This window comes from Paenibacillus sp. FSL H7-0716 (assembly GCF_038002705.1).
Taxonomy (GTDB): Bacteria; Bacillota; Bacilli; order Paenibacillales; family Paenibacillaceae; genus Paenibacillus_AQ; species Paenibacillus_AQ odorifer.
In genome coordinates this window covers 1-18,899 of record NZ_JBBODA010000043.1, presented here as the reverse complement: position 1 = coordinate 18,899, position 18,899 = coordinate 1, and the positions used below count along the sequence as shown (strand labels likewise).

Sequence of the window (18,899 nt, the reverse complement as noted above, 5' to 3'; positions counted from 1 at the left end):
ATAGTCCCCTTTACTTCTATTCGTCCTTTAGAATACGACGGCCCAGCAGGAAGGCAAGAGCGATCATAAGCGTTCCCACTACCAACTGCATACCGTAGACTTGGGTCCATTGCGGCCAATGGGCAATTTTTTCATACAACTGTCCCCCAATAAGCGGGCCAAAAAAGGATGATAAACCCGTAAGCGCCGCATAGGTCGCCATATACATAGGCCGTTCTTTTTTCGGCGTGTCCCCAATAATAAAATTAAAGGCCAGCTGGTTGAAACCGCCTACACCTACACCAAAAACAATATGAGCGGCAAACAACACCAACAGCATCGGCAACACAGATAAGAGCCCCCACATCAACGAGGACAAGGCAATAATCGGCAACGTAAAGAACAACAGACGTTTATTGCTATATTTTGCATTTAGATTGCCCCAAACGTAGAAACTAGCCATCATAAAAAGAGTCTGGGACACATTAAGCAGCGATAACGTTTCATAATTTATATGAAGTAACTGCAACATGACATACGAGTATAGCGGAACAGTTAAATTCTGCAGCAGCAACCAGGCGGCCAGAAACAAAGTAGACTTCATAAATAAAGTATCTTTAAGCGGTTTCTTAAACATCGGCAAAAATTTATGTTCTTCCGATTTCTCGAAAGGCACGTCGGGATAAAAAAAGAATACAACGACGTTAGAGATCGCGAAGATCCACACAACAATATAAAGAATCAGAAAGCCATGGCTCCCGGGATAACGATCCAATACGATACCCCCACCATACATCACCAGACTACCAAGTGCATTCAGGAACGTATTACGAATCCCAAAATAACGTCCACGCACACGTGCTGGAACAAGATCGCTGATCACAGAGCTCCACAGCACACCACCCGCCGTATTGGCAATAAAAGCAGTAGTATATAAGGCTATAAAAGCCATGACCCAATACTCTTTAGGAAAAATAAACGGAATTAGCCCCGTAGAACTCCAAAGTATCCTATGCAGGCCGATAAAAGTAACCATAGCCCATTTGCGGCTTGGCAGCTTCTGGATCAAAAAAGCTACCCCGATCTGCATCACGTTAACCAAAGTGGTAAGCGCTAGCACAAATCCAATTTGACTTGAAGTGGCTCCTAAATATAGTAGGAATCCTGTTAGAAACTGCCCTTGCAGCAGTACCTGGAAAATGGTCGATGGCACACCTTCCCAGGTAGCAATGCGCAAATTTCTGCGATGTACTGAGGTTTTACGGACACGCTTTGAACTAGTAACTGTGTGCTTAGTTTCCATGTTGTTCATAGAGAGGGGTAACACTCCTTTGATGCGGCATTTGCTTCATTCTACTCCGCATCAATCTACTGTCAATACGCCAAATTAACAAATAATATTGGAGCTTACTCTTCTATGAATTCGAGGGGTAAATAAAGTGAAAAACGACTCCCTTTCCCCTCCTCACTTTCTAAAGTAATGAACCCTCCGAGCAGTCTGGCCAAATCATTACTAATAGAAAGTCCTAATCCGGTTCCGCCATATTTTCGACTAATTGTTCTATCCGCCTGTTGGAAGGCTTCAAAGATCATGGCGTGCTTCTCTGGTGCAATACCTATCCCACTATCTTCTACATCAAATACAATCCAATGTTTCACAATAGCTCTTTCTCCACGTTCCTCTTGACGAATACGGAGAGCGACATGGCCAGACTTTGTAAATTTAAAAGCATTAGAGAGCAAATTACGCAGGATCTGCTGAATCCGCTGTGGATCGGAATGAATCATTTGCGGGATATTTTCTTCCATAGCAATAGTAAATTCCAGTTCCTTTTGTTTAGCCGTGACAGCGAATTGCATAGCCAGGATCTCTGGGATCTCAATAACACTTAAATCTTCATTGATAATATCTAATCGACCTGCTTCCACTTTGGAAAGATCTAATATATCGCCAATTATCATCAATAATTCTTCACCAGAACGGCGGATAATCGCTGCATACTCACTCATTTCTGCTTCCGTAAGAGAATTATCATTGTCTTCAATGAATTGCGATAAATTAATGATGCTATTCAGTGGTGTTCGAAGCTCATGAGACATATTGGCCAGAAATTCGGATTTGAATTGCGAAGCCATCATCAACTGATCGGCACGTTCCTCAAGCGCAATCTTATTCTTATGCAGCTCCTCCGTCTGGGCCGACAACTGTTCATTAGCACGCTGAATCTGCCCATTCCGTAAGAGTCCTAATTGAAAGTCACGAATAATTAAGGAGAATAGAACACTTAGAATCAACCCCGCAGGGAAAGTAATCGGCATAATCTCTCTTATGTACTCTGGGGCGGGAATCACACCAAACACCATAATGTTGATTGCATTCATTACATTTACGACTAGAATCACGATCAAACCTTTGTTCACTATACATAAGCTAGATCGTCTGACCCAGTAGCTAAGCGCAGCACAAACAAATCCTAGAATGGACAAATTAATTGTACCGGCCATTGCTGCCTCATTTACTCCAAAAGTTAACCGTGTAAGGCCTGTTCCTATACCAATCAAAACAAGAATAAAAGGATGCGGATAAGCCAGCGTTGAAATAATAAGTGGCACAAAACGTAAATCAAAAATCACATGCTCATCCAGCCTATACCCAAAAAGAGTACTAATCCACCCGGCAAAGATGGCCAGTAATACCCAGCTTACTTTCTTTATTCTTACACTTGCATTTGAAATGGTGCTTTTATATATAAGATTAGCCAAATAGGCTACAGCTATTAGCATCGCGGTGTTTCCAAAAAATATTTTAAGATAACCCATAGATTCACTCCCACCTTGGCAAAATAAATTACAACTTTCATCTCATAATACTACCATACTAAAGCCCTATTCGATAACTAACCGTCCACAGACGCAGAAGAAGAGCGCAAATCAGATGCGATTTGCGCTCTTCTTCTGGAATATTATTATAAACGTCTTTAGTAACGAATTAATCGCGGTAGGAACGTCCCCAGGTTTGGTACTCTTTCTCCGCGTCTTCTTTCGTGTGTCCATAACGTTCTTGTAGTTTACCTACTAATTTATCCTTTTCACCATCAATTACGTCAAGATCATCATCTGTAAGCTTGCCCCATTGCTTCTTGGCCTCGCCTTTGAGCTGTTTCCATTTTCCTTTAAATACATTGTTGTCCATTATAAGCTCATCTCCTTAGCTGAATTAATTAGGGTAGGATCGTTATCCCGTGTTACCTTTACTTACCCTTCCCCATTCGCTATGAATCTTTCCACTATTCATGGCATTAGCAAATTAAGTCGTATTCTGTCACATATATTTTTTAATTTATGTATTCAAATCTTTTAAAATTTGATATAATCCAGATATAAATTAAATATTTAATTTTTTAAGTGATTTATTTCACAATTGTTTTCCTAGTCCATGTGCTAGAATGCCATCGGAGATAAAACAACATCATTAAATTTTTTCCTAATGTATGCCGATATAAGTCATGATACTGTTACAAACGGGTAATAAGGTATGAGATTAAAGTGACAAATATCATTTATAAAGTGATTTTTATCACTTCGCTCGACTATTAAAATGTTTTACATTTTAATATATATATTTTAAACTATATTTTTGGAGGTCATTTGAAATGAAAAAAGCTTCTGTTATCTTGTCGAGCGCACTTATCCTTGGATTGCTCGCAGGTTGTGGTAACAACACAGACAACGCCGCAGCCCCTACTAACGCACCAGCTGAAACAACTGCTCCTGCAACAAATTCCGGTAACGCTGGAACTGAAGCTGGACAGTACAAAGACGGAGTTTACTACGGTACTGCTGACGTTGATGCTAAAACTGGCTGGCAATATTTCGCACTCTTAACTGTAGAAGGTGGAAAGATCACTAAAGCTGACTGGGATGCCTTTAACGTTAACACTGCAGGCGACCTGAAGAAAAAAGTTTCTGAAGATGGTAAATATGGTATGAAAGCTGGCGGTGCTTCTTCTGAATGGCACGAGCAAGCAGCTAAAGCTGAAGAATTCCTGATCGAAAAACAAGATCCAGCAGCTATAACTTTTGATGCTGAGGGGAAAACTGATGCCATCTCTGGTGTGTCCGTACACGTATCTGACTTTGTAAAAGCTGCTCAAGCTGCTCTTGCTGCTGGTCCAGTAGAAGCTGGTCAATATAAAGACGGAGGCTACCATGCTGAAGGCGAAATGGACGCTGAATCCGGTTGGAAATCCACTGTTGACCTGACTGTTGCTAACGGTAATGTTGTAGCTGTTAAGTTCAGTGGTTTGAATGCTGCTGGCGATGACAAGAAGCAATTCTCCGTTGATGGTAAATATGGTATGAAAGCTGGCGGCGCTTCTGCTGAATGGCATGAAGAAATCGCTTTGGCTGAAAAATACTTCCTTGAAAACAAAGGTACTGCTCCAACGCTTGATGCTGAAGGCAAAACTGATGCAATTTCCGGCGTGAGTATTCATGTTGGTGAATATTTTACACTTGCAGAAAAAGCACTCGAAGGCGCGAAATAATTTCGCAGGACCTTCTGCAGCTAATCAGACGAATGAGGTGAATTTCTCTTGAAGAAAATAGTCATTTTGGGCGGCGGCTACGGCGGCGTACTCACGGCTAAGAAACTGGCAAAGAAATTTAAGAAAAACAAAGATGTTGAAATTACACTGATCGACCGGAATCCATATCACACTCTATTGACTGAGCTGCATGAGGTTGCCGCGAACCGTGCTCCAGAGGATTCAATCAAGATCGATCTTAAGAAAATTTTTGCGGGCCTTAAAGTAGATGTTGTTCTTGATGAGATCAGCAATATCGATTTCAAAAGCAGAAAACTTAAGTCCGATAAAGCTACCTACGCTTACGATTACCTTGTAATCGGCACAGGTAGCAAACCAACCTTCTTCGGCATTCCAGGCGCAGAAGAAAACACCTTCTCCTTCTGGTCTTACGATGATGCGGTAGCATTGAAACGCCAAATCCGTGATATGTATACCAAAGCGGCTATGGAGAAAAATCCAGCTGTACGCCGTGCTATGCTGACCTTCGTTATTATCGGTGCCGGCTTTACTGGTGTCGAGCTGGTTGGTGAAATGGCTGAACAACGCGAGGAATTATGCAAGGAGTTTTTTATCGACCCATCCGAAGTAAGACTGATTGTGGCTGATATGGCTCCGAAGATTCTGCCTATCCTTCCAGATAAGCTGATTCAAAAAGCTGAAGCTCGCCTTCGTAAGCTGAACGTGGAAATCGTTACTGGCGCTAAAATCACCGAAGTAGGCAATGGTAGTGTTGCCCTTGGTGAGAAAAACGTCGTCGATTCGCAAACAATTGTTTGGACTGCTGGTGTTGAAGGCTCCGAAATCGTTGGTGGACTTGAAGTTCAACAACAAGGCCGCAAACGGATTGTTACGAATGAGAACCTGGAAAGTGTAGATCATAAGAACGTCTACGTAGTAGGGGACAACATTTTCTACATTCCTGAAGGTGAAACTCGTCCTGTACCACAAATGGTTGAGAACGCTGAACAAGCCGCTCCGATTGTTGCTGGCAACATTGCCGCCGACATTCAGAACACTGCTAAAAAAGCTTACAAACCAGGTTTCCACGGTACAATGGTCTCCATTGGTAGCCGCTACGGTGTAGCAAACGTTGGTCTGCCAGGTAAGTTCTTTATGCTTACCGGATTCATGGCAATGCTATCTAAACACTTTATTAATATGTTCTATCTGTCTCAGGTTGTCGGATTCAATAAAGTATGGACATATATGATGCATGAATTCTTCCATGTTGAGAACCGCAAGAGCTTCTTGGGTGGTCACTTCTCCAAACGTTCACCTAATTTCTGGCTCGTTCCACTTCGTGTTCTACTTGGTGGTATGTGGTTATACGAAGGTATTGAGAAGATCCAAAAGATTTGGAAAGATCCAGATAAGATTTTCTTGATTCCAGCTGCTCCTTTTGCAACGGATGCTTCATCAGCAGCCAGTGTTGCAGTAGATGCAGTTAAAGACACCGTAGATGCACAATCTGCAGCTTCAGCAGTATCCACTGCAAAAGAAGCAGTTGAAGCGTTGCCTGTACCTAACTTCGTATACAACATTACAAACTGGTTCATGGATTTGATGTTCTACAACAACGACGGAAGTTATACTTTCCTCGCGAAATGGTTCCAAATCGGTATGGTATGTGCAGAAATCGTCTTCGGTATTATGCTCATCGTTGGTCTCTTCACAGCACTTGCTTCTATAGCGACCGTAGGCATGTCGGTCATGATTTGGTCAACCAAAATGGCCTCGACAGAAATGTTATGGTACGTTGCTGCTGGTATTGCCTGCATCGGCGGATCGGGAAGCACACTTGGTCTAGACTACTATGTACTTCCTTGGCTTAAGAAACAGTGGAAGAGAATTCCGCTCGTCAGACGATGGTATCTATACACCGACTGATAATAAAACCCTGAATTTGTGTAATTTATCATATAGAACATATGTGCAAATTGTATTTTATTAGGGTTAAATATGGATATACTTCAGAGTAATGTGTCCCTAGGACACATTACTCTCCTTATTTACAAGAAGAAAATAACCTTCCTAATCCTAGGAAATGGTGGTTTTTTCTTGAATGAATGGTTTTGTAGGGATGATCGGGTATGGTTTCTTCCGGCAAAACCGACAAGAAGGAGAGAATCTTGTGAACAAACAACTCATAGAAGATACCCTCCGGTTGTTGCATACTGAAATGTCACCTATTGCCGGAATTGAGCTTCAGCCCTCTCCGGCTGCATGTGAACAGCTAATCTCGGTACTGGAACGCCATGATCTGGAATACAGCCGCAAAGTCAATTTGCTGGGTATTTACACTATTCTCACTTTGGCAGCAGAGCGCCATATGGAATGTATCCCACATCATCCCGACCTTACACGCAACATTTTGGATGGAGATTATTTGTATAGCTTTTACCTGCAGTTTGCGGTGAAATGCCGTGAGCTCGACTTAGTTGCTTATCTAGCTCCTTCGATCAAAAAAATGCAGATTAGACGGTCAAATGGAGACTTCGCGGAACATGATCCAGCTACTGGAATCGAAGAGTTCTTGATTCAAGAGTGCAGACAGCGTAGTCGCACAAGCAAAGCCATTTGACAGGTGGGATCCATAAATGAAGCTGCATGAGGCCTTAAATATAGACATAAATGAAATCAACCGCGAAATCGTAAACCTTGTGGCGCGTGATAAAGATGTACCTAAGAAATCTCAGCTCGCGCAAAGTGTTCTAGAGCTTATAAATTCCGGTGGTAAACGCCTTCGTCCCCTCATGGTCATTGTTGGCAGTCGGTTTGGCCGTAAGGATACCGGTCGCAGAGCGCTTCAATTAGCTGCTGCTGCTGAATTTATTCATGCCGCCTCATTAATTCATGATGATATCATTGACCGTTCAGAGTTACGGCGGGGCGTACCCGCCTTACATATTAAGACGGGTACATTGTCAGCAGTACATGTTGGTAATTACATGTCCGCTCGGGTCATCGAGCTGCTGAGCAAATATACAGGAGATAAAAACAGATACGTTCATGACTTATCCTCTGTAGCCACCGCTCAGCTGTGTCTAGGTGAATATCAGCAAATGGAACATGCTTTTGATTATGAAATTACAATGGATCAGTATTTGGAGAAATCCTTAAACAAAACCGCTCTTCTTATGGCAACCTGCTTACGGGTTGGTGCATTGTCCACTGAAAGCACCGAAGAAGTTGCCAATCTCCTTTATAATTTTGGAGAAGCCTTAGGGATGTCCTTTCAGATACAAGATGACTTGCTAGATTTCACACAGTCCGCGGATGTCCTAGGCAAACCTGCCGGTAGCGACCTGCGACATGGTCAGGTCACCCTGCCAGTGCTGTACGCCTTGCAGGACCCTAAGCTCTCGCCTGTGATCCGTGCAATCGGCCCGGATTCTTCCGACGCCGAGGTAGCATATGTGCTCACCCTAATTAACAATAGCGATGCCCTCGCTCGCGCTGAAAGGGTCAGCCAGAACTATCTGGATAAAGCTGCAGCTATTGTGCAGCAGCTCTCCTCCTACCCGGCGCATGCTGATCTGGAAACGTTGCTGCAATATTTTGCGGACCGTGATCGCTAAAGCGTACGTTCTAATACAAATAAAAACGGATACCTCCCATTCACTTGGGGGTATCCGTTTTTTTTGATTTAGACACATCATTTTATTGATCTTGTCGCAAATTCAACTGCTATTTTTCCGCTTCAACAGGACAAGCTAAACACGCAAACACAGCGTAGCGCACATGAGCTAGTCTAGTCATTCTACTCCATCGGATACAATTAGGTAAAACCTCCCTAAAATTAGTTAATAATCGTTCGAAAACCACGATATTAGGGAATTCCTCCCTAATATCGTCCACTTTAGCATGCTTTTGAGAGTAACTAGCTATATTTCAGGGACAAATTCCCTAAAACATAGTCAAAAGATAAAAAACTCAATAAGATTAGGGAGGTTTTCCCTAATCTTTGCATTCAACTCCTGGCTTCCCCCTTACAGAGCCGGGACCGAGTCAACACAAAAAAGGAAAGCTAGCGTAGCCAGCTCTCCAATTCCCTTGCCTACCCCTTTTGGGTAGGCTATTGTCTTTTGTTGTTAGTTGAGGGCAATGCGCCAATGCTCAGCCAGCTCCCTAACTAACATAGAAAAAATCAATCAGCGTGCACAATAATATCACTATGCTGATCACCTGATTTAGATTATAAGAAGCCACCTTCATCAGCTTACGATTCGAGGGTTTTATAATCTTATGCTCGGTCATCAGTAGCAATGTAGCGATGCCAATCCCAACTAAATACATCCAGCCGAGATCCTGCCATACGTATAGAAATAATAGCAGCATAATCATAATGAAATGTAGACCTTTGGCGATACGCAGCGCATTCTCTAATCCAAAGAAGCTCGGAATAGACCATAACCCATGCCGCCGGTCAAATTCAATGTCCTGAGTGCCGTAGATAATATCAAATCCGGCAATCCAGAGCATAACTACCGTCCCGATCACAAACGGTGTAAATGCGATATTTCCGGTTACGGCAAACCATGCACCAATCGGTGCGGAAGCAATAACAAAGCCTAAATATAAATGGCTGAGAAAGGTAAAACGTTTTGTATAAGAATAAGTCGATATTAACACGATTGCTACCGGCGATAAGAGCAGGCAGAGCAAGTTCAGCATGCCTGAAGCCACAATAAAGATGGCATAATTGACAATAACAAAGACAACCACTTCTTTTTCTGCCAATAACCGTTGTGGCAAATGCCGATGTGCCGTACGAGGATTCTGTTCATCAAACGTACGGTCTGCCAGCCGATTGAATGCATTAGCGCCATTACGGGCACCAATCAATGCAATCAGACCCCAGATCATCACATGCCCTGATGGCCAGCCCCCAGCGGCCCACACCATCGAGATAATGGCAAACGGCAGCGAAAAAAGCGTATGAGAGAACATCACCAGTTCACTGAACATTTTAAGCTTTAGGCCTGCAGTTTTAAAAATGTTTAGAATAGCCATTCGTTTTCCTCTTTCTTCGCTACTTGAAATTCATTGTATTAGTCATTAAGCTCCGCAAGGACTTCCTTCAGGTTGTTAAGCAGCCCGTCGATATCCTCTTCCGTAATAATCATCGGCGGTTGAAAGGCTAGTACGTTGCGTCCTATGCCATTTTTACCGATCAGGTATCCTCTGTCTTTCATCGCTTCCAGCACTTGATCTGTAAGCGCCGCAGAGCCTTCAGCATCCTCACCAGCAAGCTCCGCTCCCAACATAAGCCCAATTCCCCGTACATCCACGATAAGCGAAGGATAGCTGTCTTGAAGGGTCTTTAGCCCTGCCTTCAATCGTTCTCCGAGCAGCACTGAGCGTTCAGGAAGCCGTTCATCGCGAATATAATCAAGCACAGCCAGCGCCGTTGCAGCAGATACCGGATTTCCTCCAAAGGTGGAAGCCGACGGACGGTTCAGCGCGAGGGCAATTTCATCCGTTGTCGCAAAGGCTGCCACCGGAATTCCATTCCCCAGTGCCTTGGCCATACTTATAATATCGGGCACTACGTCAAAATGCTCCATAGCAAATATTTTGCCTGTACGACCAAATCCAGTTTGAATTTCATCAGCGATCAGTAGTACGCCGTATCTCTCCAGCAACATTTTGACCTCGCTGAAATAGGTTGGCGTTGGCATAATCATACCACCATTGCCTTGGATTGGCTCTACGATCATTGCGGCGATACTATTCCCCTTCTCCTCAAGCACTCGCTCCAGAGATTCCAGGGATAGTGCAGCGGCTTCCTCCAGAGATAGTTCTGGATGATATGGGCGAGGAATAAACTCAACGTCATGATCCAAGTATTTATCGGTACGCCACATCGGCAGACCTGTCACACTCATAGTTAGATTGGTACGGCCGTGTAAACCACTCTCCAGTGCAATGAACCCTTTGCGTCCTGTATACATCCGGGCAAGCAGCAGTGCGCCTTCATTAGCCTCTGAGCCGCTGTTCACGAAAAAGGTTCGGCGTAGACCGCCTGGCATAACCTCTTCCAGACGTTCAGCCAAATCCACATTTGGCTGAGTTAAATAGATCGTAGACGTATGCTGCAGCTGCTGCAGTTGCTCAATCGTACGTCCAGTTATGGCTGGATTGCAGTGCCCACAGGCGACTACAGATACACCTGCGAAGAAATCTGTATATTGGTTGCCATTTTCATCATACACAAACTGCATCGAACCTCGCACAAGCTGAGGCGCATCGCGGTAAAAATGCTGTGTACACGGATAGAAATATTGCTTACGCTTTGCCGCTACGGCTTCTCTTCCGATGAATTCTTGTTGTTCCATGATTGATTCCCTCTCTTCTTGTGAAAATAGTAACTTATTCATAGAGTACTGTGCATTCTTCTTACTAGCAGACGGTATTTTACCCCAAAAAATAGAATTAGTTAAATTGCAGCGAACCTAGAGTATAACCCGCATAAATGGGCTCAAGACCACCTAGCATATCATCTTTCACTTCATTACGATTCATAGCTTGTTGATAAGATATTATAATTTCACGCAACTGCTGAGCACTATATGTCGCTCCTTCAATACGGAAACTAGATATGCCTAGATCAATCATCTCACCAAGCAACGGTAAATAGCAGAGCTCTTTCGCAAACAAAAGATGGCAACGGCCGTGCTGATCACGATATACCGGATTTTCACCTTTGTCTGTTTTTAGAACCAATACATTATTGTGCACATATTGATTATCCTCTTCAGCGATAGGCTCCATTACTTCAGTATTCTCATAAAGATCGTGCTCCATATACATTAGTGCAGGTGTACCATGTACAACAACTTCCAAAGGCGTGTCACAACGCGAGGCAAAGGTAGCAAAGTGCTCCAGCGTCATTTCCGGTGAAACCGAAAGCTGAGTCAAACCTAATTTTGCATATAATTGGGCGGAAAGATGATTGTAGACATTTAAACTACCATCTCCAATTAACGGATAACCTGTAGAGCTGTATCTGCGAATCGCTCCCAAATTAGTAACGATTATACCGTCGATCGGCAAGCGTTCTCCACCAAGCAATTGATCATATTGATCGAAATGCAGCTCGGTCATCATGCGTGGCAACCCTAAATAGATTTTGCTATCGCCTTTTAGCTCACCAAGTTCCTTAATATCACGTTTTGTAAAAGGTCTGTCCGGTTCAAATACATCGCCCGGCAAGTATAAACTATCCACACCCAGCTCCAATACTACGCGCGCCTGTTCCATATTATTCACACGTACAGCCAGCTTCGCTTTTGTTGTCTTTGGTTTCTTTTCTTGCGCCAAACGTTCCCGCAATTCCTCTACACGTTTTTCAGATAGCTCACGTTCTGCGGTTGGGGTGCTAAATACTTTTCCAGTGCTATAGAATTTGCCCGTACCTTCATAACGACGGTTAATGTTAGCTAACCCTGGTTTACCAAAAGCATAAGCTGTCGAAAAGTCACGCTTGCGGTTGTTGTACAGCTCTTTAGTATCAACCGTACGATCAAAACCAATCGGATCATCGATATATCGGTCAATGGCTTCGCCGTAGCTATTCGCCAGCATCACCATAAAATCCTTATCACGCATACGGCCCTCTATTTTGAAGGAAGTAATGCCTGATTCAATCAATTCCGGAAGATGCTCATACATAAACATATCTTTGACAGCCAGTGGATATTCAGCAGGATATACATATCCGTCTTTTTTAACCCGATAATCCCAGCGGCAAGGCTTCATACATTTCCCCCGGTTGCTGCTCATACCAAAAACATGGGAACTGAAGTAACAATTTGCACCATGCACAGAGCACATATCCCCGTGAATAAAATATTCCAGCTCCATGCCACTCCGCTGACCAAGCAGCTTAGCTGTCTGCAGATCCATTTCCCGCGAGGTAACTACACGAGTTACACCCAGATCACGCAGCGCATAGATCATCTCCAGGTTGTGAACATTCATCATTACGGAAGAGTGAATAGGAAGGTTAAGCTCCATCTCCCGAATAAGCTCCAACACTGCCATATCCTGAACAATCAAGGCATCTGGCCGAGCACCATCAAGGAAACGCAGGTATTCTCTAGCTTCTTCCACATCTTCTTCACTAAAAAGATTATTCACAGTGATATACACTTTTTTGTCTAGACGGTGTGCGATATCAAGTGCCTCTACGATCTCTTCATGAGTAAGATTATAACCTTTGCGCATCATTCGCATATTCAATACAGGTCCACCAAAATAAACTGCATCACACCGTGATTGGATCACTTCCTTGAAAATCTCAAACGTTCCTGCGGGTGCGAGTAATTCAACTTCTCTACCGTTAAAATAACGTGCCATTCAAGTTCCCTCCCAAGTTGATACTACTAATAGGGAATGCGTATTATAACAAAGCTACTGCAATTCCCATGACTACAAACATCCCAATAAAAACAGTATCGAATTTGCCCCACCTTAGGCGGTGATACCGACTGCGGGGAGCATCCATGCGAAAACCGCGGGCTTCCATGGAATACACCAGATCCTGAGCACGCCTAAAGGCACTGGCGATAATCGGGACCAGCAGGGAGACTAACATCCGTCCCTTTTCCTTCAAAGGCAGCTCTTTTAGATCGGCTCCCCTTGAGGCCTGCGCTTTCATTATGATCTGCGATTCATCTAGAATCGTAGGAATGAAACGAAGTGAAATGCTGATCATCAGCGTGATACGGTCAGGGGATAAGCCAAGCTTTTTGAAGGGTGTCAAGATTCCCTCCAGCCCTTGATTCAGCTTCCCCGGCGTTGTTGTGAAGGTCAGAAGCGCTGTAAAGGTGATAAGAAAGAACATGCGGATGACCGAAAATGCCCCTAATCTTAGCCCTCCCTCATAGATAGACCAGGAACCAAGAGTCAGCATTACCTCCCCTGTCTTTACAGACACCACCTGCACAATAAAGATAAACAACATTAAATAACGTAAAGGCTTAGCTGCTTTCAGGAAGTATTTAAGCGGAATCTTCGTTGAAGCCATAACGGCTATCGAAAAAATAGCCAGCACAGCCATGGCCATCCACGAACGTGAGAGCAGGATAACAGCTACGTATAATAGCATGCCAGTGATTTTGGCACGAGCATCCAGCTTGTGCACCCACGAACCGGTCTCAATACTCCGACCTAAGATCAGTTTCTCATTCATGGTCATCCCTCTTTCCATCGGGCTTACCAGTGCTTATGGATTCCGTTGGCAGCGAAGCTATAAGCTCTGCCAGACTCTCAGCCGTCAAGCGGGGGGCTTCATCCACAAGACCTAAATGATCAGCAACTGCACGCCAGTAACGAAGGGACTGCGGAACCGTCAAACCACACTGTTCCAGAATCGAAGGATCATCTGCAAGTGCCTTTACACTGCCCTGAAACGCCGTGCTGCCCTCTTTAAGTACAACCCAGCTGTCCGCATAGGGCAATAACTCATCCATCCGATGCGTAACGATAATGATCGTTCTGCCCTGCTCACGACATAATCGATCCAGCAAGCTGATTAGCTCTGCACGGCTAATGGGATCAAGCGTTGCCGTGGGCTCATCCAGAACGATGACCTCAGGGTCCATAGCTAGCACGGAAGCGATAGCCGCCTTACGCATTTGTCCACCGCTCAATTGAAAAGGATTCCGCTCTAGCAACGCGAGATCCAGCCCCATATCTGACATGGCCTGACGTGCACGCGACTTTGCCTCTTCGAGACTCATACCGAAGTTAAGGGGACCGAAAATGAGATCCTTCTCGACCGTATCTTCGAACATCTGCTGCTCCGGAAATTGAAATACCAATCCGACTCGGCGGCGCAGTGGAATTAGCTTAGGTGACTTCTCACCAGCCTGAATGGTTACATCAAGCACTTTTACCATACCCTCGGTTGGTTTCAGTATCCCGTTAAACAATTGCAGCAGCGTCGATTTACCTGAGCCCGTCGCCCCCGCAATACCAACCATCGAGCCAATGGGGACACTGAGATTAATGTCCCGGAGCGCCGTCAGCTTCCAGAGGCTTCGGTCAGCGTAGGTGTAACTTACTTGCTGTAATTCTATGGCCATAACGTGTCTATAAGCTCCTTTTCACTGGTCGGAACATCCACATGAATACCCTGGTTCTGCAGCTCGCGTGCAAGGCGCCAAGGATAAGGTTCACGCAGATGGCATTTTTCCAGAAGCTCCTCGTTCCGGAACAACTCCGCCGGTGTAACATCTGCAGCCAAACTACCTCCATGCAGCGCAAGCACCCGATCCGATGCCAAAATTTCATCTGCATCATGCGTAATCATGAGGATCGTGTACTTCCCTTCTGCCCGCATATCCTGCAGAATGCCGAGAAGGTCATTTCTGCTTCCTTCATCCAACATAGAAGAGGCCTCGTCAAAAATGACGATGCCTGGTTCCATAGCAAGAATGGAAGCGATAGCAACACGCTGCTTTTGGCCTCCTGACAGCTCACCCGGATGCTTGGACAACAGCTGATTTATTCCTAGTCTCGTCGTATAGGAGTGCAAACGTTCAGCCATCTCTTCGTACGGCAAACAAAGCCCTTCCAGGCCGAATAGGATATCTTCCTCTACAGTGGCTCCAATAAACTGATTATCCGGATTTTGGAACACCATTCCGATACATTGCCGAATACTGCCGATCGTTTCCTCACTAAGCAGCATGCCACTAACCACAATCTCACCAGCCCCCTTAGGCAGCAGAGCATTGAGCAGCTTGACCAACGTAGACTTCCCGCAGCCATTAGGACCAACCAAGCTGACCCATTGTCCTTGAGAGATAGATAACGTTATATTTTGAAGAATCGGATGCTCCGGATTATAGCCAAACGATACCCCATCCAGAGAGATGACTGCTTGTCCTTCTCCCTCTAAGTCTTGACCTTCGTATGATTCATTCATGTTAGTCATCCTTCCGCTGATGTGACTAATCAGTCCAAAAATTCTTCAAACAGCGATATTTTTGACAATGACGCCACCAAATAACGGACTGCATAGCCCACGGCAATTCCTGTTACTACCCCAGTGATCAGCAGCATGGGAAGATAATAAAAAATACTAAGTGATGCAAATACCATAGAAGCTGCCAGCAGCTGACCGATATTATGCGCAATCCCACCGGCTATACTAATTCCGATCAAGCTTATACTCTTACCTTTGCCACTAATCAGCATCAGCACAAACATAACAACAAAGCTAAAAAGTGAACCAAATAAACTAAACAGCAAGCTTGAGAAGGTACCTAGCAGAAATGCAGTAAGCAGTGTTTTGAGGATGACAAGCAGCAAAGCATCCCGTCCACGTAAAAAATAAATACAAGTCAAAATCATAATGTTGGCCAGCCCGAGCTTAGCACCCGGCACCAGTCCCATCCCGGATAACGGAATCTGTGCCTCTATTAAACTTAACACTACTGCCACTGCGGCGAAAATCGCAATAATCACTGTTCTTTTTAAAGCTGTTGCAGATTCACTACTGGACATAGGCATCTATATCATCCTCCCCCGACGCACTGGTGATTTCGACTAATACTCTATGCGGTAGACAGACAATCGTCTGTTTGGGCAGGGTAATAAAACCAAAACCTAGGCAAACTTTATCAGCGCAATCGGCATCGTACATTTCAATCCCGTAATCATGCACCTTCAAAATGTTATAGCCGCGTTCCGTGCGGACCTCAATGGTTTGTTCTTCTTTTGTAAGCTTTACCGTTTTAAATAACTCACCGTCCACCGTTACATTGGCTATGAGATTTTTACCGGCCCCACCTTTGTCATCATTGTCCGAAAACCATCTCGGTACGAGAAAAGCGAGCGCAGCAATCAATACGATGGAAATCAGCCACACATCTGCGCGTTTCATAAAAATCTCCCTTATTTTTTAATTAAAATCCAGACTTATTAATTATAACGGTCTACCCTCAATCCTTCAATCAATGTTGGAGTTTATTGTCAGTTTTAGAGAGCTGTTCACAAAATAGGCACGCAAAATAACCCCAGCAGACACAACCCATTCGTCTCTGGCATTTTCAGTTGTAGTTTGTAGCGTTTGCAAAAATATCCAACTTACATTTTAGCCCATTTGCACCGAGATCGCCCATCTTCTCTGGTTTACTAGCTTTTCCGGAATAATTCACAATTAACCCAATTTAAGTTACTTTCAAAATCTAAGCGCTCCTTATCGAGGTTTGTTCCTCTCTAGAATCAAATAAACCTTATCTTGGAATTCATTATTATATTTGCCTTTTAAACAATAGTGTGTTATATTTATATGGTATTTGTTTTTCGATATATTGAATATCCCCACCAAGAAGATGTCAGGCCGACTATTATACACATCGGCATTTTGGACAAAGAGGCTTTATGTTTTCTTGCAGTACTCTTCCTTTTTATGAGATTAAATTCGAAATATAGCATTCCGATTCACACTGGCGCGGTCAATGGAGCCGCAAGGGCAAAAGAGAGGTAGGGCTTTTGTCGTATTGGAAGGATTATTCTCGCCACACGGCTGCTGGAAATAACAAGGAATCAAGACACCCGTTACTCACGAACGGCGGGGGATGAATATAACGAGAAAGCATGACGGTACGTTCCTTATTCAAGGACTACGTCATGTGTGGAAAAATATAGGCGCCCGATAACCGCTACCTAGCGGATATCGGGCGCTGTCTACGTTCAGGACTTATTTTACATATCGACTTACAAAAGCTGTTACTACATCTATATACCCCGCCTTATCCGTATCATAAGACAATCCATGCCCCGCTTGCGGCACTATGAGCCTCTCTTTTGGACTCTGGCATGCCTCATACAATTCATTCATCATAGCAAAAGGTACAAAGTTATCCGCATCCCCATGAATAAAAAGAATCGGGACCTTCGCTTTCCGCACTTGCTTTAATGCAGAGGCTTCACCAAAACCATACCCCGCCTTCAAGCGGGTGATTAGACTTGCACTTTGTACGAAAGGGAAACTTGGCAAGCGATACATGCGCCGTAGTTGGTAAGATAATTGTGCTTTTACTGAGGTATAAGCGCAGTCCGCAACAATAGCTTTTACCTGCGGCGGAAGATCTTCCCCTGAGGTCATTAGCACTGTAGCGCCGCCCATAGAAACACCGTGAAGCACAATTTGAGCACTGGGTCCAGTCTTTTTAATCATGTATTCAATCCATTGCAAATAATCTTTTCGTTCCGGCCAACCAAAACCAATGTAATCCCCTGCGCTATCTCCATGCCCTCTTGCATCGGGAATTAGGATGTTAAAGCCTAAGTTCTCGTAGTAGATTTTGGCGTACGCCCCCATATCCTTTGCTTTACCTGAATAACCGTGGGCTAGAATGGCTGTGCGTCCCGCAGCACGATTAGATTGGAGTAAGTAACCTCTTAGTTTAAGTCCATCTGCAGATACGATCTCAATATTCTCAAAGCTCTGGCGAGAGACCCAATCCTTCCCCTCCCCCCAAGAAGCTCCGGCAACCGGAGGATCAGCCTTCAGATTAGGATTATTACTTAAAAACACCTTTGGCGCTCGTTTAATAGCAATACCATAGAAGAAAAATCCCACATAGATTAGAATCCCTATGATGATTACAGCGCTAATAATGAACCATATCAATTCGCCTTCGCCATCCCCTCTTCATTTCTTTTGCAACAAGAGTATACCATCTACTTAGAATGCACCAAACTATCGCAATCATGACATACAAATAGAGCCGCCATCGGGACACCCCCCGAAAGCGACTCTATGTTGCTCTACCGTTTATTATTTATTCTTTTTGGAGAACTTGGTTCTCATTAATAATCCGATAAGTGCAAAACCTAAACCTGCTACATAGTAAGGTGCAGGACTTGATTCACCCGTCTTTGGCAATTCCTTCACAGGTGGCTTACCTAATGGGATCGTATCGTCTACTACGATGATTTCATCAGGTGTTGGTGTTGGTGTCACTGCCGGTACCGGACCTAATGGGATCTCATCATCATCAACAAGTACTTCTGTGCTATTCGACGGTGTTGGTGTTGGTACTGGCGCTGGTGTCGGCGAAGCTACAGGCCCAAGCGGCACAGGATCTTCTGCAAGAACTATAGTGCCAATTACGGATGATGGCGTTGGTGTCGGGAACACCGAAGTCTCTGGTGTCGACGTTGGTGTTGCCTCAGGCGTTACCGTTGGTGTTGGTGTTACCTCTGGCGTTACCGTCGGTATCGGTGTTGCTTCTGGTGTTACCGTCGGTGTCGGTGTTGCCTCAGGCGGCGTCACTGTTGGTGTCGGCGTTGGCGTTGGCGTCGGTGTTA

The 18,899-nt window shown here is 44.4% G+C and carries 17 protein-coding genes; 4 read left to right on the top strand and 13 right to left on the bottom strand.

The genetic code is table 11. The features are described from left to right. Positions 1 to 16 precede the first annotated feature (16 nt). The 3 genes from MHH60_RS29600 to MHH60_RS29590 all read right to left on the bottom strand — a co-directional run bounded on the left by MHH60_RS29600 (position 17) and on the right by MHH60_RS29590 (position 3,172). Positions 17 to 1,291 (bottom strand): MFS transporter, encoded by a 1,275-nt coding sequence (locus tag MHH60_RS29600; RefSeq protein ID WP_051491245.1) that lies wholly within the window; start codon positions 1,289 to 1,291, stop codon positions 17 to 19. A 95-nt stretch (positions 1,292 to 1,386) separates the two neighbouring features. Then, on the bottom strand, positions 1,387 to 2,799 hold the full coding sequence (locus MHH60_RS29595; RefSeq protein WP_076138210.1) for an ATP-binding protein: 1,413 nt from the start codon (positions 2,797 to 2,799) through the stop codon (positions 1,387 to 1,389). A 169-nt stretch (positions 2,800 to 2,968) separates the two neighbouring features. Next, entirely contained in the window at positions 2,969 to 3,172 is a 204-nt protein-coding gene (locus MHH60_RS29590) for a CsbD family protein (RefSeq protein ID WP_036682530.1), read from the bottom strand. 460 nt (positions 3,173 to 3,632) lie between these two features. On the opposite strand from MHH60_RS29590, the gene MHH60_RS29585 reads away from it, so the two are divergent. The 4 genes from MHH60_RS29585 (at position 3,633) to MHH60_RS29570 (ending at position 8,146) form a co-directional block, all read left to right on the top strand. After that, positions 3,633 to 4,526 (top strand): FMN-binding protein, encoded by an 894-nt coding sequence (locus MHH60_RS29585; protein ID WP_076124505.1) that lies wholly within the window; start codon positions 3,633 to 3,635, stop codon positions 4,524 to 4,526. Positions 4,527 to 4,574: 48 nt separating this feature from the next. Next, the gene (locus tag MHH60_RS29580; protein WP_076124507.1) at positions 4,575 to 6,455 is read left to right on the top strand and encodes an FAD-dependent oxidoreductase; all 1,881 of its coding nucleotides are present in this window, start codon (positions 4,575 to 4,577) and stop codon (positions 6,453 to 6,455) included. Positions 6,456 to 6,630: 175 nt separating this feature from the next. Continuing rightward, on the top strand, positions 6,631 to 7,149 hold the full coding sequence (locus MHH60_RS29575; RefSeq protein ID WP_081389156.1) for a hypothetical protein: 519 nt from the start codon (positions 6,631 to 6,633) through the stop codon (positions 7,147 to 7,149). A gap of 16 nt (positions 7,150 to 7,165) precedes the next feature. Next, complete coding sequence (locus MHH60_RS29570) at positions 7,166 to 8,146, top strand: polyprenyl synthetase family protein (protein ID WP_076138208.1); 981 nt, start codon at positions 7,166 to 7,168, stop codon at positions 8,144 to 8,146. 550 nt (positions 8,147 to 8,696) lie between these two features. Here MHH60_RS29570 and MHH60_RS29565 read toward each other — a convergent pair. The 10 genes from MHH60_RS29565 to MHH60_RS29520 form a co-directional block, all read right to left on the bottom strand. Further along, complete coding sequence (locus tag MHH60_RS29565) at positions 8,697 to 9,581, bottom strand: UbiA-like polyprenyltransferase (RefSeq protein WP_036681005.1); 885 nt, start codon at positions 9,579 to 9,581, stop codon at positions 8,697 to 8,699. 38 nt (positions 9,582 to 9,619) lie between these two features. Then, on the bottom strand, positions 9,620 to 10,906 hold the full coding sequence (locus MHH60_RS29560; RefSeq protein WP_076138205.1) for an aspartate aminotransferase family protein: 1,287 nt from the start codon (positions 10,904 to 10,906) through the stop codon (positions 9,620 to 9,622). 97 nt (positions 10,907 to 11,003) lie between these two features. After that, the gene (locus MHH60_RS29555) at positions 11,004 to 12,929 is read right to left on the bottom strand and encodes a peptidase U32 family protein (protein ID WP_076138203.1); all 1,926 of its coding nucleotides are present in this window, start codon (positions 12,927 to 12,929) and stop codon (positions 11,004 to 11,006) included. A gap of 43 nt (positions 12,930 to 12,972) precedes the next feature. Next, on the bottom strand, positions 12,973 to 13,764 hold the full coding sequence (locus MHH60_RS29550; protein ID WP_076138201.1) for an energy-coupling factor transporter transmembrane component T family protein: 792 nt from the start codon (positions 13,762 to 13,764) through the stop codon (positions 12,973 to 12,975). Beyond that, a complete protein-coding gene (locus MHH60_RS29545) occupies positions 13,757 to 14,659 on the bottom strand; it encodes an ATP-binding cassette domain-containing protein (protein ID WP_076138199.1) in 903 nt (300 codons plus the stop codon). Before MHH60_RS29545 ends, MHH60_RS29550 begins: the two co-directional genes overlap by 8 nt. Further along, complete coding sequence (locus MHH60_RS29540; protein WP_076138197.1) at positions 14,650 to 15,504, bottom strand: ATP-binding cassette domain-containing protein; 855 nt, start codon at positions 15,502 to 15,504, stop codon at positions 14,650 to 14,652. Before MHH60_RS29540 ends, MHH60_RS29545 begins: the two co-directional genes overlap by 10 nt. A 29-nt stretch (positions 15,505 to 15,533) precedes the next feature. After that, positions 15,534 to 16,091 carry a Gx transporter family protein gene (locus MHH60_RS29535; RefSeq protein WP_076124520.1) on the bottom strand — a complete coding sequence of 186 codons (558 nt, stop codon included), beginning with the start codon at positions 16,089 to 16,091 and terminating at the stop codon, positions 15,534 to 15,536. After that, positions 16,075 to 16,464, bottom strand: a complete 390-nt coding sequence (locus MHH60_RS29530; protein WP_036681022.1) for a NusG domain II-containing protein — start codon at positions 16,462 to 16,464, stop codon at positions 16,075 to 16,077. The genes MHH60_RS29535 and MHH60_RS29530 overlap by 17 nt, the downstream gene beginning before the upstream one ends. Before the next feature lie 819 nt (positions 16,465 to 17,283). Continuing rightward, entirely contained in the window at positions 17,284 to 18,219 is a 936-nt protein-coding gene (locus MHH60_RS29525; protein WP_305953786.1) for an alpha/beta hydrolase, read from the bottom strand. A 147-nt stretch (positions 18,220 to 18,366) separates the two neighbouring features. Further along, on the bottom strand, positions 18,367 to 18,899 hold a 533-nt coding region (locus MHH60_RS29520; protein ID WP_341161191.1), incomplete at its 5' end, for an LPXTG cell wall anchor domain-containing protein.